The sequence below is a fragment of the Microbacterium californiense genome (assembly GCF_047246625.1).
Taxonomy (GTDB): Bacteria; Actinomycetota; Actinomycetes; order Actinomycetales; family Microbacteriaceae; genus Microbacterium.
Window position 1 is genome coordinate 1448790 of sequence record NZ_JBFOKQ010000001.1, and the last position, 14985, is coordinate 1463774.

At 66.9% G+C, this 14985-nt stretch carries 16 protein-coding genes; 5 read left to right on the forward strand and 11 right to left on the reverse strand.

Annotated elements, in window-relative coordinates; translation table 11 throughout:
* Nucleotides 1-19: 19 nt before the first annotated feature.
* The 4 genes from AB3M82_RS06855 to AB3M82_RS06870 form a co-directional block, all read right to left on the reverse strand.
* The gene (locus AB3M82_RS06855; protein WP_412956552.1) at nucleotides 20-1126 is read right to left on the reverse strand and encodes a DNA cytosine methyltransferase; all 1107 of its coding nucleotides are present in this window, start codon (nucleotides 1124-1126) and stop codon (nucleotides 20-22) included.
* A gap of 49 nt (nucleotides 1127-1175) precedes the next feature.
* Complete coding sequence (locus tag AB3M82_RS06860) at nucleotides 1176-3434, reverse strand: 3'-5' exonuclease (protein ID WP_412956554.1); 2259 nt, start codon at nucleotides 3432-3434, stop codon at nucleotides 1176-1178.
* A gap of 152 nt (nucleotides 3435-3586) precedes the next feature.
* Complete coding sequence (locus AB3M82_RS06865) at nucleotides 3587-3907, reverse strand: hypothetical protein (RefSeq protein WP_412956556.1); 321 nt, start codon at nucleotides 3905-3907, stop codon at nucleotides 3587-3589.
* A complete protein-coding gene (locus AB3M82_RS06870) occupies nucleotides 3904-5073 on the reverse strand; it encodes a TRAFAC clade GTPase domain-containing protein (protein ID WP_412956558.1) in 1170 nt (389 codons plus the stop codon). Before AB3M82_RS06870 ends, AB3M82_RS06865 begins: the two co-directional genes overlap by 4 nt.
* A gap of 50 nt (nucleotides 5074-5123) precedes the next feature.
* Here AB3M82_RS06870 and AB3M82_RS06875 point away from each other — a divergent pair, with 50 nt between their 5' ends.
* On the forward strand, nucleotides 5124-5813 hold the full coding sequence (locus AB3M82_RS06875) for a GmrSD restriction endonuclease domain-containing protein (protein WP_412956560.1): 690 nt from the start codon (nucleotides 5124-5126) through the stop codon (nucleotides 5811-5813).
* A gap of 538 nt (nucleotides 5814-6351) precedes the next feature.
* On the opposite strand, the gene AB3M82_RS06880 is transcribed toward AB3M82_RS06875, so the two are convergent.
* On the reverse strand, nucleotides 6352-6960 hold the full coding sequence (locus tag AB3M82_RS06880) for a MerR family transcriptional regulator (RefSeq protein ID WP_412956561.1): 609 nt from the start codon (nucleotides 6958-6960) through the stop codon (nucleotides 6352-6354).
* 82 nt (nucleotides 6961-7042) lie between these two features.
* On the opposite strand from AB3M82_RS06880, the gene AB3M82_RS06885 reads away from it, so the two are divergent.
* Nucleotides 7043-7558 carry a DUF4188 domain-containing protein gene (locus tag AB3M82_RS06885; RefSeq protein WP_412956562.1) on the forward strand — a complete coding sequence of 172 codons (516 nt, stop codon included), beginning with the start codon at nucleotides 7043-7045 and terminating at the stop codon, nucleotides 7556-7558.
* A gap of 5 nt (nucleotides 7559-7563) precedes the next feature.
* Here AB3M82_RS06885 and AB3M82_RS06890 read toward each other — a convergent pair whose 3' ends face one another.
* The 5 genes from AB3M82_RS06890 to AB3M82_RS06910 form a co-directional block, all read right to left on the reverse strand.
* Entirely contained in the window at nucleotides 7564-8169 is a 606-nt protein-coding gene (locus AB3M82_RS06890) for a hypothetical protein (protein WP_412956564.1), read from the reverse strand.
* A complete protein-coding gene (locus tag AB3M82_RS06895) occupies nucleotides 8166-8615 on the reverse strand; it encodes a MarR family winged helix-turn-helix transcriptional regulator (protein WP_412956565.1) in 450 nt (149 codons plus the stop codon). Before AB3M82_RS06895 ends, AB3M82_RS06890 begins: the two co-directional genes overlap by 4 nt.
* A 124-nt stretch (nucleotides 8616-8739) precedes the next feature.
* Nucleotides 8740-9060, reverse strand: a complete 321-nt coding sequence (locus AB3M82_RS06900) for a winged helix-turn-helix transcriptional regulator (RefSeq protein ID WP_412956566.1) — start codon at nucleotides 9058-9060, stop codon at nucleotides 8740-8742.
* The gene (locus AB3M82_RS06905; RefSeq protein WP_412956568.1) at nucleotides 9057-9464 is read right to left on the reverse strand and encodes a VOC family protein; all 408 of its coding nucleotides are present in this window, start codon (nucleotides 9462-9464) and stop codon (nucleotides 9057-9059) included. The genes AB3M82_RS06900 and AB3M82_RS06905 overlap by 4 nt, the downstream gene beginning before the upstream one ends.
* A 66-nt stretch (nucleotides 9465-9530) precedes the next feature.
* On the reverse strand, nucleotides 9531-10118 hold the full coding sequence (locus AB3M82_RS06910) for a TetR/AcrR family transcriptional regulator (protein ID WP_412956569.1): 588 nt from the start codon (nucleotides 10116-10118) through the stop codon (nucleotides 9531-9533).
* A gap of 94 nt (nucleotides 10119-10212) precedes the next feature.
* On the opposite strand from AB3M82_RS06910, the gene AB3M82_RS06915 reads away from it, so the two are divergent.
* The gene (locus tag AB3M82_RS06915; RefSeq protein ID WP_412956571.1) at nucleotides 10213-11205 is read left to right on the forward strand and encodes an SDR family NAD(P)-dependent oxidoreductase; all 993 of its coding nucleotides are present in this window, start codon (nucleotides 10213-10215) and stop codon (nucleotides 11203-11205) included.
* Nucleotides 11206-11487: 282 nt separating this feature from the next.
* Nucleotides 11488-11865 carry a VOC family protein gene (locus tag AB3M82_RS06920; protein WP_412956573.1) on the forward strand — a complete coding sequence of 126 codons (378 nt, stop codon included), beginning with the start codon at nucleotides 11488-11490 and terminating at the stop codon, nucleotides 11863-11865.
* 25 nt (nucleotides 11866-11890) lie between these two features.
* Here the strand turns inward: AB3M82_RS06920 and AB3M82_RS06925 are convergent, their stop codons facing one another.
* Nucleotides 11891-12133, reverse strand: coding sequence for a hypothetical protein (locus tag AB3M82_RS06925; RefSeq protein ID WP_412956574.1), 243 nt, complete (start codon nucleotides 12131-12133; stop codon nucleotides 11891-11893).
* 283 nt (nucleotides 12134-12416) lie between these two features.
* Between AB3M82_RS06925 and AB3M82_RS06930 the strand changes: the two genes are divergently transcribed.
* Nucleotides 12417-14834 carry a M1 family metallopeptidase gene (locus tag AB3M82_RS06930; RefSeq protein ID WP_412956576.1) on the forward strand — a complete coding sequence of 806 codons (2418 nt, stop codon included), beginning with the start codon at nucleotides 12417-12419 and terminating at the stop codon, nucleotides 14832-14834.
* Nucleotides 14835-14985 lie beyond the last annotated feature (151 nt).

Genomic DNA, 14985 nt, shown 5'->3' on the forward strand with positions numbered 1-14985 from the left:
GTCGCATACCTCCGACACGTCAAGCCGATCGCGACTCGTCAATATCTGCGCCCGCGTCGGAATGCACGGACATTTCTAGGAACGCGGTCAGCACAGCGGCGCCAAGCTGAGGCGGGACAGCATTGCCGATCATCGTCGCCAGGGCAGCCCTCGTGCGGCAAGGCGAGAAGTCGAAGTAGTCGGGAAAGCCCTGAATTCGCGCTGCCTCGTGCGCAGTCAGAGCGCGCGTGCGGTCCGGGTGCATATATCGACCTTGACCGATGCTGCCGAAGCCGCTGGTGATGGTCTGCGCCGGCTGGTCCCACCGCAGGCGGCCATACATGGATTTGTAGGAGTGCGCGCCCTGCTGGCAGGTCGGGCGAAGCGCATTCGGGAGGTCGTAGATCCCGTGGTCCAGGAGGAACTGCATCCGCTCGACGTTCTTCGCCGTTGCCTGCGGTTCGCGGTCGAGCATCGAGGACGAAGTCAGCTCGGCGAGGTCGCCGATCGCCCAACGAAGATCCCGCGAAATTGTCGAGGCCTCAATCGCTTCGAAGATGCTCGACGGAGCCGGTTCCCCTCCCGGGGTTGCCAGCATGACGTGTCGGCGCCGGGATTGGGCCACTCCCAAGGTGGCGAGCGCAACGACACGATGCTCGACGCGGTAGCCGATCTGCTCCAGATGTTCCTCCGCCCGCTCAACCACCCCCGCTCCGTTGTGACGGTCTCGAACGACGGATGGCACGTTCTCGATGAGGAGCAGCCTCGGTCGGAGGATCTCGGCCGCCCGAACCATCCGCAGGTACAGCGCGTTCTTCTCATCGACGCGTCGGGTGTGATTGTTCAGATTGCTGTGGCCCTGGCAGGGCGGTCCTCCGACGAGGACGTCGACCGTCGCGGCCGACGCCGCGATCCGCTTCTCTACGAACGTCGGAGCCTCGCCCAAGTCCCCGTCGAAGAAGGTCTCGACGGGAGCGGTCTCGATGCGCCCCGCGAACGGGAAGTTCTCCTTGAAGACCAAGGTGGCGAGAGGCTCGAAGTCGACCGCGAGCGCAATCTCCAGGGCGCTATCGGCAGCCAGGCATGCCTGCGCCAATCCAAGGGTGATACCCCCACATCCCGAGAAGAGATCGACGATCCGCGTCACTCGGGAACCGGAATGGAACGCAGGACGGTGGCTTGTGTGAAGCGGGTGCTCAGTCCTTCGCATTGGCGGTCTCCTCAGATGCGCTCTTCCCCTGGGCATCGCCGCCTCCGAGGAAGACACTCGGCGATCCGCTCCAGGTCACTGCGAGGGCATCACGTGCCCGACTCGCTGCTACATACAGCAGGGACCGTTCGTGGAGCAAGGCCTCATCGCGCTCTTCCGGGGAAACGTCATCGACGATCCACGGGCTCGGAACGACCCCGTCGCTGATGTCGAAGAGGACGACGCGGCTGAACTCCATGCCCTTCGCTGTGTGCATAGTGAGCGTCAGCACCCGGTCGCTGGCGGCGTTCGCGCTCTTCACGTGATTCGCGAGGATTCCCCGAGCGACCAACGCATCACGGACCCGAAGCGCCCGGTCGTTAGTGCGAGCGAGCACCGCCACCGAGCCGACGTCGACCGATTCATCACCGAGCCAGGTCTCAACGAGGTCGCACACCTGAGCCAGCTGACCCTCCACGTCTCGCGACCCGAGCATAACCGGGATCGGGCCGCGCCGAGCCGAGCGATATCCGACCGCGAGCGCCCGGTCGCCTTCCGCGTCGGTGAATTCGCCGTCAGCGAGCGAACGGACGGCGAAGGCGAGGTTCTCGGCGGTCGTCCGGTAGTTGAGCGTCAGTCGACGCGAGCGCCCCACGATTGCAATTCCGCAACGCGCGAGCACGACGGGGTGTCCGTAGATTCGCTGATGTGCGTCCTCGGCGATGAACATATCGTTTCGTCCCGGCCGCACGAGCGCGCGCAGGAGTTTCCATTGAGACGGCGAAAGGTCCTGCCCTTCGTCGATGAGCACATGGTCCGCCAGGATCCCCGCTTCCTCGCCGTGCAGATCGATCCACGCGGCGCCGATCTCCGAAACTTCGGCGTACGACACGGATGACTTCGACCGCGTATTCTCCCGGTAACGCTCGACGATCGACCACACCTCATCGCGCTTCTTCCGATCCAGTGCCACGCCCCGACCCGGACGTCGAATCTCGCTGTACTCCTCCCGCGACGTCACGCGTGCAGGCAAGATGACGTGGAGGTACTCGGCTTCCAAGAACGAGTCGGTGATCATGCTCGCCGGAAGGTCAGGGCGGGAATCGGCGACAGCGGAAGCCCACCCTTCCCGATTTCCGGTGACGTACGTCGCGCCCTCGCGAACCTCGCCGAGGGTGATGCCCGCCGCCTGCCCGAACGCCTTTCCCGCCGCCTGCCGGACCGCAGCACCGAGCTGGTCGACACCGCGAATCAGAACGCCAGGGTCGCCGAGCGCGGAAGCGATAGGAATGCCGGGATCGAGAGCAAGAAGGTCGTGCTTCAGGTTCCCGGCGAGCGCACGCGTGTAGGTCGTGAGAACGACCCGGCCCGTCGGATTCTGCGCCATGAGGCGGCGAACCCTGTGGAGGATCACGACAGTCTTACCTGTGCCCGCGCCTCCGGTGAGCCGGAACGGGCCGGAGTAGTCGCCGGAGGCGTAGCGGTGCTGCTCCGGGTGGAGGAAGACGCGCCAGGCTGCGAAGTCCCCCTCTTCGATGATCTTCCGCAGTTCCTCATTGTCGTCGACGAAAGTGAACTGCATCTTCGACACGTCGCTTGCGAAGGCTCGGAGAATCCGCTCGTCTTCGCTAGCCCCATTGTCGACCACGGGAGCCTGGAGGCGGAGACCTTCCTTGATGGCGTCGATCGACTCTCCCATCGCGAGGCTGATCGCCGCGTCCTGCTCCCATGCATTCTCAAGGGTCTCGGCAAGGGCGAGGATCTCATCCTCGCTCGTCGCTTCGAGGAGCCGGTCCGCCGCGGACTGCGCGAACCCGAGTTGGTCGACGAGATCAGCGAGCGAGTAACTGTACCGACTTAGGTACGGAGGCGAGGCCGCCTCGTTCTGGTTATATGCCGCCGGAACATACGACGGGCGATGGCGGTCCGGCATCGTTTCGGCGATCAGCTCGACAGCACCGTTCACCTCGTTGAGGTTCACCTTCAGGGTGCGCGCGCGCTGGATCGCAATATCGTGTTCCCATGCGCCAGCGAACACCCAAGTGCGCTCTTGGTGCTGGTCTTCAAGAAGGTAGAGTACGGCGCGCCAGCTCTGGTCGATCCTGGCGGTGCGAGCGCGAGGGTCCACGGACTGATTCATCTTCTTCACGCGAAGACCGTAGGTGGAGTCATCCTCGGCAAGCTTCTCGAGGAAATCGAAGATCTTCAGGCGGACCGTCTTGTCCTTCGGCTGATTCTTCAGCTTCGTCATCACGATGTTTGGCATGGGGCTCTCCGAGGTTCGAATACACGCTATCGGTGTCACCGGCGGACACGATGACTTTCTCGAAGCAAGTCGAGATCACCGACCTCACCGTGCCGAGCGTCAGCACCAGCAGACGCCTCGGGTAACGGCATCGGATTGACCGGTTGATCGTCTTAAGTGCCGTCGTAGAGGCGCTCGTACTGGTCTTCCACCATCGGCCAGACGAGATCACGGCCCGCTGAGACCGAATCGACGACGGGAACGCCATCAAAAAGGACGAAGTCATGAGGGATTATGCGGCCCGCCCGGTCCTGTCGACGAAACGGGTCTTCGAACCGCAGCGCGGTCATATTCCCGACGTGATGCAACAGCTCGGGCATCTGGTCGAGCCCTTCGAAGACTCTCGAGTATTCGGGAAGCGGGTCGCCGAGCCCCCCGTCCATCAGAAACCGAAACCCCCACGTGCGCCCACGGGTCGCCCAGATCAGCTTCACCGCCGGCTCCTCAGCAGCATGCCCCTCTTCTCACTGACTTCGAGATCGATGGCGAACTGGGTGACGGCCGCGCGAAGGTAGTCGCCCTTCTCTTTCGCGTCTGCGTTGGCCTGCCGCAGTTGGTCGCCGACGAGCTTCACCGCCTTATCGACCATGTCTTTCGAAATCACCGCTGAGACGAGCGCGGCGACAGCCCCGATAGGACCCGGGATCTTCGCTGCCTTGCCGATCCACCCGACGAGAATGGCGACGACGCCGGCAACAGCGCTGGCCTGGCCGAGCAGCGTCTCAGCCACCCTCCCCCTTAGATTGCGCCCCTCCGCCCAACGCACGAAACGCTCCAACGGAAGCACGCTGGCGATCGGCATGATGAGATCGACGCCGACCTTCTCCGACACGTCGATGGCAGCTGCCGAGAACTTCGCAGACGAAAGCAGCAGGAAGTCTTCGCCGACGGATAGCGCCTCCTCCCCGAGCACAATGCTGCGGAGGAGCTTGCGGAGCTGGTCGACTTCATGTGCCGCGTGAAGCACGACGAGGTCGCGAAAGTCGGCCGCCGAAATTTCCGGCAATAGGTCGGACTTCGACAGAGCGAACATCCATATGCGGGGGAACCTGGCCAGCGGCTTACCCGATTCCACGATCTCCTCGACGACGGGAAGAAGGCCATTGCGGATGTTCGTGAAGAGGAGCTTCAGGTAGCCCGCTTCATCGCCGGCATTCCTCGCGACCTCAGCCCCGTCGACCAATACGATTGCAACATCCGAGCTGAGAAGGGCTTCGAACGTCTCGGCCCGTCGACGCGCTTCTTCAGCTCCGCTCGGGCTCTCGTGGAACCATTCCCCAGGATAGTCGTGCCAGACCAGACGAATGCCGTCGTAGTCGCCGGATGTCTTCTCAGGACGGTGGTGCAGTCGAGCAGTGAATGAGTAGGGAGTGGCCGAGAATCGATTGCTCGGGGGAACCCGACCGTCCCGGCTCATTCCGAGGTAGTTCTGCATGAGCCGATCGCCTTGACCGGCGTCGTCGGCGACCACGTCGATGTTGATTCTCGACTGCGTCTGCTCTTCACGCATAAGACCATAGAACGACGAGATCAGGACGCTCTTGCCACTTCCACTTTCTCCAAACACTGCGATGTGCTGCTCTAAGACTCTTTTCGGCATGGGGCCAATCTAGGGCACGCTATTACTTCGAAAGGGCACGCATTACTGCGATGCCATCCTCGGCGAGCGCCCGGTCTATTGACGTCTGCGGGTACCATCGCGACAAGCACCAGGTGGAGCACTTGCTCCCCCGGTCATGGCGGAGCCACTGGCCCGTGGGCGGTGCCGCCGCCGAAACCGATCGTGACGAGCACGTTCATCGCCTCGGTAACCTGACGCTCATCACCGGCTCGCTCAACGCGTCGGTATCGAACGGAGCGTGGCTCGGCGAGAACGGTAAGCGCGCTGCTCTGCACCGCCACGATGTGTTCCTCATGAACCGCGCCATCGTCGACTCGTCAGAAGAGGGTTGGGACGAGGAACGGATCGACCAGCGCACCGAGATTCTCACCGAGTCCTTCCTCACGACCTGGCCCGTGCCGGTAGGTCACGAGGGAAAGACCGTTGATCGGTTCTCACGTTTGTCGAAAGCGACTGCGTCGTACGTAGACGTGATCGCGGCCGGACTCGTTGACGTCGGCGCAGCCCTCGTGTGCACCGATAACCGCTGGCCTGACGCGCGGGGCACGCTGCTCGCCGGCGGGAGGATGCAGTACAACGGCGAGACGTACAAGAGTCCCGCAGCCGCCGCGCGAGAAATCCGTGGCGGAAGCGGGAACGCCTGGTACTTCTGGCGCGTCGAGAACGGGCCCATGCTCCACGAGTTGCGCGCGGACATGCTTCGGATGCTCGACCACTAGACAGCTCGCAGTCGAGCCCAAGATCGACCAATCCACGACGTCAGATCTGCGAGCGTCGCCGAAGCCCCGTACTCGTCATGAACATGTTGTGGCGGCCGCTCGCGTTGCGGCGCCCGTCGGCGAAGCAGACGGACCCGCGATCCGACGAGTAGAACGGAACGGTGGCGTGGGATACCTGCACGCCTTCGAGCTTCTCCGCCGGGCGCCGCCCTTGAACCTAGGGGCGCGGATGCCGGTGGGCGGCGCGGGGGTGAACGAAAGTGGATTCGGCGCGAGTCTCGGTGACGAGGTTCGCTTGTTTCCAGAGAGGAAAGTGCGAATTCAGGGAGAAACGGGCGGATGCTCCCCGCAGGCGTCGCTTCTCCACGCGGGTCGCGCTTGGGTGGTGGACCATCCGACAGGCTCCGGGGACCCAGTTGCGGCCCAGGGACCCGGTTACAGGCACCAGGCTGCTGAGCGTGAACTACTGGGTTGACGACCCCGAATTGATGGGTTGCTGAGCCTGTCGAAGCATCCGACCCCGAGACGCCCCGCCGACCTAGGCTCCGCCGAACCGCTCCCCCGACGCCACCTGCTGCGCCACCCGCCGCAACGCGAGCAGCAGCGGCTCGACCAGCACCGACCCCAACACCACGTACTCCACCGCGGCTTCGATCGACTCCTGCGGTACCCCGGCGATCTCGGCATCCGCGATCTTCCGAATGCTCTCGAGGTACACCGGCATCACCCCATCCGGCACGGCGAACCCGGCCCGCTCCAACGTCTGCAGCGCTCGCGCGACCGCGTGCAGCACGTCTTCCGCACACATCCCGGGCTTCCAGCCGAGCCCGACAGCCAACGCTTCCGCCGCTGACAGATCGAGCGGCTCCTCGACGGCGGGCGTGACCGCAGCATGCGCGGTGCCGAGCAACTCGTTCGGGTTCGCGGGCGGATCATCCAGCGCCGCGACCACCCGCCGCGTCTCGGCGATGCTCACTCCCGAGTCGAGCAGCGCCCGGATCACCCGCAGCCGCCGCTCGTGCGCCTCGCCGTACGAGGCCTGGGTGGGCGACGTCCGCTCGCCCTCGGGGAGCAGCCCCTCCCGCAGGTAGTACTTGATCGTCGGCACGGTCACGCCGGTGCGGGCTGACAGTTCGGAAATCTTCATGGCCACCTCTTGACTTCGATAGTAGCGCTATCCATTATGGATAGCAGCACTATCCAAGAGGCACCGCACAGCAGGAGGCACCATGTCCAAGGTCGTCGCAGGACGCATGACCCATCGCTACGACGGCGAACTCGTCGTCTTCCACATCGGCATGCAGATCAACCGGTGGTGGCGCCCCGACCTGTGGCTACCGCTCTTCAGCGACATGCCGAAGATGCTCCGCGAACTCGCCACCGACCCCGACTCCGGCCTGCTCGGATTCGACATGCTCCTCGGCGCTGGCGGACCGTACATCGTGCAGTACTGGTCGTCCATCGACAAGCTCTACGCTTACGCGTCGGACCCCGCGCAGGAGCACCGGCCCGCCTGGACCCGCTTCAACCAGCGGGCGCGCAAGGCTCCGGATGCCGTCGGCATCTGGCACGAGACGTTCCTCGTCGAGCGCGCCGAGAGCATCTACGTCTCGACCAAGCCCATGGGCCTGCCGAAGGCGACGGAACTCGTCGAGGTCGGGCGACGCCACGATCGAGCGCACGCGCGGTTCGCGGACGGACGGACGAAGGCCGACAGCATCCCGAGCTCCGCCACCTCTCACTGAACCGGCTATAGATACTCCCGCGCCGCGCGCACCAGCGCGGCCGGGTCGTCGGCACGGAAGCGGATGGCCGTCGCCGCGACATCGCCCGACGGCAGCGTGACGGTCAGCGGATGCTCGAACTCCACGTCGACGTTCGTCTCACTCACCACGGCGACGCTCACGACCCCCTCGTGCACCTTCACCGTCTTCGACTTCTCCAAGCCGCGCTGCTGCATCGTGACGCCGCGCACCGCAGACCACGGGACCAGGATGTCGAGGCTGGCTCCATTGCGGATGCGGATGCCGTCGGGGCCGACCGCATGCGGATTCACGACCATGCTGAGCCCGAAGCCGATCATGAAGGTGAGCCCCCAGATCCCCAGCGCCAGGATCGGGAACCTCAGCCACGGCCACGGGTGGAAGATCAGGTCGAAGATCGGGATCTCGACAGCCGACAGGATGATGAACACCCAGAGCACGGTCGACACCGCCGAGACGTAGGGGAACGCGGTGGCGCCCTCCGGGACGCGCGGCTTGCGTGTCACCCACGCGTGGATGCTCTTCCAGACACCGGCCTCCATCTCGGTGGCGACCCGCACCCACGACTTCTTCTCCGGAGCCTGCACGCTCATCGGTCGCCTGCTTCGAAGAGGTCGGTCAAACGGTCCACGATCCGGTCGAGCCCCCGGGCGAAGCTCTTGAACGCGTCCGGTTCCCAATCGGAGAACAGCGACTCCGTGAACTCCGCCTGCTCGCGCGCCATGCGCTCCGCGATCGCGGCGCCCTTCGGCGTCGGCGTGACGAGGGTCGCCCGGCGATCTCTCGGATGCGGCTCCCGCGTGACGAACCCGTCCCGCTCGAGGATGTCCACCAGCCCCGTGATGTTGCGCGCGCTGACACCCAGAGCCTCCGCCAGCTGACGCTGCGTCTGCGGTCCGTTCGTCGACACGAGCCAGACCACCGGCACGCGCGCCGCGGTCAGACCGTCGGCGGCAGCGTGCTGCTCCATATCGCGATTGAAGAGTGTCGTGATCTGCAGCATCCGATGCAGGGCGGTCTCGAACTCGGGGTTAGTCATGGTAGTGAATGTACTTCACTATGTCGTTGGTTCACAAGTTTCGGGATGGGTTGCGATCTTCGGTTAGGGATGCGGATGCTGCGCGCAGGGGTGGGGCCCTTCGTCTCGTCGCTGCGCTCCTCGCTCAGGAACCGTGGGTGGCCGTGTCGTCGTGCACCGAAGCTCGCGGCCCGGGGGCGGCCCAGCGGGAGAGCGCCTCGATCGCGTCGCGGAGGGCGAAGCCCCGCTCGGTCAAGGCGTATGCCCGGGTGTTGTGTTTGAGCGGCAGCCGCGTCAGCACGCCGGCCGCCTCGAGTTCGCGCAGGCGGGTCGCGAGCATGTTCGTCGGCGCGCCGAGCTCGCGCTGCAGGTCGCCGTATCGTTGGGGTCCCTCGAGCAGCTGCTCCACGATGAGCAGCGCCCACCGCCCTCCCACGACCTCGAGGGCTGTGGCGAGGTCGCTCACGCGGACTGGTCGGCGGAGTCCGGCTTCATCCAGAACGGGGAGTAGTGGTAGCCGTCCGGATCGTCGAACTGGCGCTGATACATGAACGGGTAGTCGTCGGTGTCGCCGATCCTTCCACCCGCGGCACCGGCACGCTCGACGAGTTCGTCGACCGCCTCGCGGCTGCCGAGGTCGAACGAGACCGTGACCTTCGACGGGGTGTCGGGGCCACCGATCAGGTCATCGGTGCCGCCGACGCTCGCGTACATCTCGCGACTGCCGAGCATGACGTACTGCTCGGGCGCGATCGCGAAGCACGACACGTTGTGGTCGGACATGTCCTCGTTGAGGGTCCATCCGAGGGCGGTGTAGAAGGCGGTCGCGCGCTCGACGTCGGCGACGGGGCAGGTGATGAAGAGGCTCATGCGGGCCATACTTGCATTTTGCAAGTGGTGGGTCAAGACCCTTCGTCTCGTCGCTGCGCTCCTCGCTCAGGAACCGGGCATCCCGGGGTGTCCGATCCCCCGGAGCAGCACGTCGACCGTCGCCTCGACGCGCTCGTCCGAGAGCGGGCGGCCGAGCAGGGCGGCGTAGCTCGCCATGGCGACGAACTGATCCGCAATCACCCCCACATCGGCATCCGCCCTGACCTGCCCTGCCGAGACGGCGAGCGCGAGGCGCCCCTCCACCCATTCGCGGATCGGCGCCGCCAACCGCTCGTTTAACGAAGCACCGAGCGACGGATCGGTCGCGGTCACCACGATCAGGGCGCGGGCGATCGCGACGCCCTCGCCGTCCGAGAGCGAGGTCGACATGGCCGAGAACCAGGCCCGCAGGTCGCCGGCGAGCTCTGCTGTGTACGGCACGACGACGTCGGCGCCGGGCACCGACCCCTCGAGCAGGGCCTCGCCGAGGATCGCGGCCTTCGACGGCCACCACCGGTAGATCGTCTGCTTCGAGACGCCGGCGGCATCCGCGAGTCCTTCGATCGTGACGGCGTCGAACCCGCCGGACGACAGGGCGGCGCGCATCGCGTCCAACACGGACTGGCGGGCTTTCTCACTGCGCGGACGGGGCACCGTTCGAGGCTACTCGCGCGTACACTGGAAGATAAGTAGACGCACCGTTGCGAAACTCGATCGTCGGCGCGCGACACAGGAGAAGGAGACCACCATGGCCCTGACCGCCCACTCCACCATCGGCGAATGGCTCGACGACCCGACCGGCGGACCGCTCATCCGCGGCCTGTTCGAGCAGACCGGCGCCGACCCCGCCCTCCTCACCCCGGTGCTGGGCCTGCCGCTGCAGCAGCTCGTGGTGATGAGCCAGGGCGCGATGCCGCAGTCGGTCGTCGACGACCTCGTGCGCGCGGCGAACGGCGGCGAGCTCCCCGCCGAGGATGCCGCCGCCGACGTCGCGAGCGGCGCGCGCTTCGCCGGCAAGACCGTGATCGTCACGGGCGCCGCCTCCGGCATCGGCAAGGCCACCGCGGTGCGCATCGCCCGCGAGGGCGGCCGCGTGATCGCGAGCGACATCGCCGCCGAGAAGCTCGACGCCCTCAAGACCGAGCTCCCGGATGCCGACATCGTCACGGTCGCCGGAGACCTCACGAAGCAGGAGGCGATCGACGCGGTCATCGCGGCCGCGGGCGACCGCATCGACGGACTCGCGAACGTCGCCGGCATCAACGACGACTTCTCCCCCGCGGGCGAGACGACGGATGCCGTGTGGGACCGCGTCATCGCCATCAACCTCACCGCGCCCTTCAAGCTCATGCGCGCGGTGCTGCCGATCATGGAGCAGGCCGGCCGCGGCTCGATCCTGAACGTCTCGAGCGAGGCGGGTCTGCGCGGCAACGCCTCGGGCAACGCCTACACGGCCAGCAAGCACGGCATCATCGGCGTCACCAAGTCGGCGGCGTTCATGTACGGGCCGAAGGGCATCCGCGTGAACTCCGTCGCTCCGGGCGGGGTGGCCACCGGCATCCCGATGCCCCCGAACATGTCGGAGCGCGGATCGGCCCGCCTCGCCCCGTTCCAGCAGGCGATCCCGACTGTCGCGACCGCCGAGCAGCTCGCCGCGTCGATCACGTTCCTGCTGTCGGACGACGGCGTGAACATCAACGGCGCGATCCTCGCCTCCGACGGCGGGTGGTCCGTGCAGTAGCCCGCCCCATTCCTTCCGCTGCCCTTTCGCTGGAAGATCAGAAACGCACGTTGCCAGCCCCGGGGACGTGCGTTTTTGAGCTCCAGGAGCGGATGCCGGGGAGCGGATGCCCCGCTCTGACACCCTCTCGCGGGCCCGAACCGGGCCGGGGGGTCAAGACACGCCGCGTCGACAGCATCCGACAAGGCGTGTCTTGACCTTTCACGTCAGGCGCAGGCGGCGGGAGCGGCACCGGCACGGCGGGTCTTGACCCCTGCGGCCGCGCGGGGCCAGCATGACCGCATGCTGAAGATCGTGTCGATCGTGATCCGCGTGAACGACCTCGCCGCACAGGCCCGCTTCTGGAAGGCGGCGCTCGACTACGTCGAACGCGATCCGGCGGTCGACGACTGGGTCGTGCTGAAGCCGCGCGACGCCGACACCCCGTGCATCGCGCTCGACGCGCACCGGTCGGAGCGTGTGCTGCCTCCGCGCATCCACCTCGACATCTACGCCGAGGACCAGGCCGCCGAAGTGCGACGCCTCACCGAGCTCGGAGCGCGGGAGGTGCACTGGGACAAGCTCCCCGCCGACGCGGATTACATCATCATGGAAGACCCCGAGGGCAACCGCTTCTGCGTGGTCGACCGTCCGGACTGGTCGGGCTGGTCCCGCGCCTGACGTCGACCGTCGGATGCCGGGGCGGCTAGTCCGCGGCCGAACCGCCGATCTTGTCTCGGGGGTGACGGTCGTGGGGGCCGACGTCGTCGGACGGCCCCTCCTCCTCGCGGACGGTGTGCGCGACCTGACGGGCGACTGCGGCTCCGCGACCGGCGACGACGGCATCTTCCTGCGTGTTGTAGCCCGACCCGATCACCGCAGTCTCGCCCTCGATGCGGTTGAACCAGATGCCGTTGCGTTCGAACGTCTCGATGTCTCCAGCGCCCATGTCGTCTCCTTCGCTCGCCCTCCTTTCTAGGCCGGGCCGCCTCGTGAAGACAGCCCCTTGCCTGCTGCGCGGCGGACGGTTATCGGCGCCGCGGCATCCGTCGTCCGGCACCCGCTCGACATGCGACCGCGGCGCGGCAACACCCCGGACACATCACCGATATATTTCGGACATAGGACTTCCCTAGGTTGCGGAGCATCCCTCCGCAACCACGGCCACGAGCCCACGCCAGCACCACGACGACGTGACCGGTCGCCACCGCTCCTGCTACCCGAAAGTACCCATGACCCGACGCCCCTCCCCCCTGCGTCGGCGACTGCTCGCGACCTCCACGGTCGCCGCGCTGCTCGCCGGCTCCCTGCTCGCCACCGCCGTCCCGGCATCCGCCGCCGACGACCCGATCGACGGTCCGCAGACGTCGGGCGACGCCATGTTCCCGAACGTCGGCAACGGCGGCTACGACGCCCTCGAGTACGACATCGACATCGAGTGGAGCCCGACGGGATCGACCGGCACCGGCCCGACCGATGTCATCACGGGCGAGTTCCAGCGGGCGACCACCACCATGACCGCGCACGCTCCCGTCGCCCTCAGCTCGTTCTCGCTCGACTTCGAGGGCCTCACGATCGAGAGCGTGTCCGTCAACGGACAACCGGCCGCCTGGACGCGCGACATCGATGCGGCGGCGATCAAGTACAAGCTCATCGTCGCTCCGTCCGTGCCGGTGGTCGGCGACTTCACGGTCACCGTGACCTACAGCGGCGCCCCGGTGTTCCACACCGACGCCGACGGCAGCCAGGAAGGCTGGAGCGGCACGAACGACGGGGCGATGCTGCTGGGCCAGCCCATCGGCATGATGACCGCGTTCCCGCACAACAACACGCCGACCGACAAGGCGACGTACACGATCACGGTGGATGCTCCCACCGTTCTCGCCGACGTCAACGGCGTCTCGGCTCCCGGGGCGGTCGCCAGCAACGGCGAGCTCGTCGCGAAGACGCCGAACGCCGGCGGCGACCGCACGACGTGGACCTGGCGCCAGCAGAAGCAGATGGCCTCGGAGCTCGTGGTCATCGGCATCGGCCGCTACGAGACGGTCGACGGCGTCGTCACCCTGAGCGACGGACGCCGGATCCCGTCCCTCTCATTCATCGACGTCGGGCTGCCCGAGTCCGAGAAGACGACCGTACGCAACCGCATCGCGCAGCTGGAGCCGATCACGCAGAACCTCGAGAAGATGTTCGGCCCGTACCCGGGCAACAGCACCGGCGTGATCGTGAAGACCGTGCCGGAGGACATCAACTACGCGCTCGAGACCCAGGACCGCTCGTTCTTCCCCTCGGTCCGGTCGGTCACCGGCGACACGCTCATCCACGAGCTCGTGCACCAGTGGTACGGCAACAACGTCGCCCCGACCACGTGGACCGACATCTGGATGGGCGAGGGCATGGCCACCTGGGCCCCCACCTACTACAACTCCGCCGAAGGCTTCGGCACCACCGCCGCGTCGTCCGAGCAGACCTACTTCCAGCAGTGGAACAGCAGGGTGTCCACGAGCCCCAGCTGGACCATCCCCCCGGGTGCGCAGACCGCCCCCGCATCGCTCTACGGCTATCAGACCTACACGCGCAGCGCCCAGTTCTGGGCCGCGCTCCGCGTCGCGATCGGCGACACCGCCTTCTTCGAGCTGATCGAGAAGTGGCAGATCGACAACGCCGGACAGAGCCGTACGGGCGCCCAGCTCAAGGCGCTCGCCACGCAGCTCTCGGGTCGCGACCTCGACGCGTTCTGGTCGGACTGGATCCTCGAGCCCGGCAAGCCCGCCTGGCCCGACAAGTCGTCGATCACCGTGACGTCGGATGCCGCGGCGCCGGTGAGCCCGGGCGACACCGTCACCTACACGGTGAGCGTGGCGAACACCGGACGGGTGCCGCTCGCTGCGACGGACGTCGACCTCGACCTCACCGGCGTCCTGGCGAACGGATCGGTGACGTTCTCGGCCGCGAACGTGACGGAGAACGGCTCGATCGTCACGTGGGACGTTCCGGCCACCGCCGTCGGCGCGACCTCGCAGCTGACCATCACGGCGACCCTCGACGACGACGCCGTGAGCGGGACGATCACGACCACCGCCGCGTCGCGGAGCCTCGGCTCGTCGTGCGCGACCTGCACGGTCGCCGTCGACGTGCTGCAGGACTTCCCGACGACGCCGGCCCCCACCATCGCCGGGGAGCCCGTCGTGGGTCAGACCCTGACCGCCTCCGCGGCCGGCTGGCCCGAGGGCACGACGTTCGCCTACGAGTGGGCGATCGACGGGGTTCCCGTGGACCCGTCCGCCATCCAGGGCGCCAGCACCGAGCCGGTGCTGTTCGCCGCAGCCGCCGCCGACACCTCGAACCAGTTCGTGATCCCGGCGGGCGCCGTCGGCTCGCGCATCTCGGTCACCGTCACGGCATCGCTCGCGGGGTACCGCGACGCCTCCGTGACGAGCGCCTCGACCGGTCCGGTCCGTGCCGCCGCCGTCTCGGGCGGCGACTCGGACACGAGCAGCGGAGCCGCCGCCGACCCCGGCGCCGAGGGGACTTTAAGCGACACGGGCAGTGAGTTCCCGGCCCTCGCGGCCCTCCTCGCGCTGGTCCTGCTGGGTGCGGGAGGCGTCTTCGCCGTCGCGCGTCGCCGGCGTCACCTCGCGGAGCTGTAGGCCCCGGTCTGAGCGAGCGAAGCGAGACGAAGGGCGTGCCGGATCGGGCGTCCTTCGTCTCGTCGCTGCGCTCCTCGCTCAGGAACCGGTGCCGCGGTTCGGTCCCTGAGCGAGCGGAGCGAGACGAAGGGCGTCCAGGAACCGGTGGCAC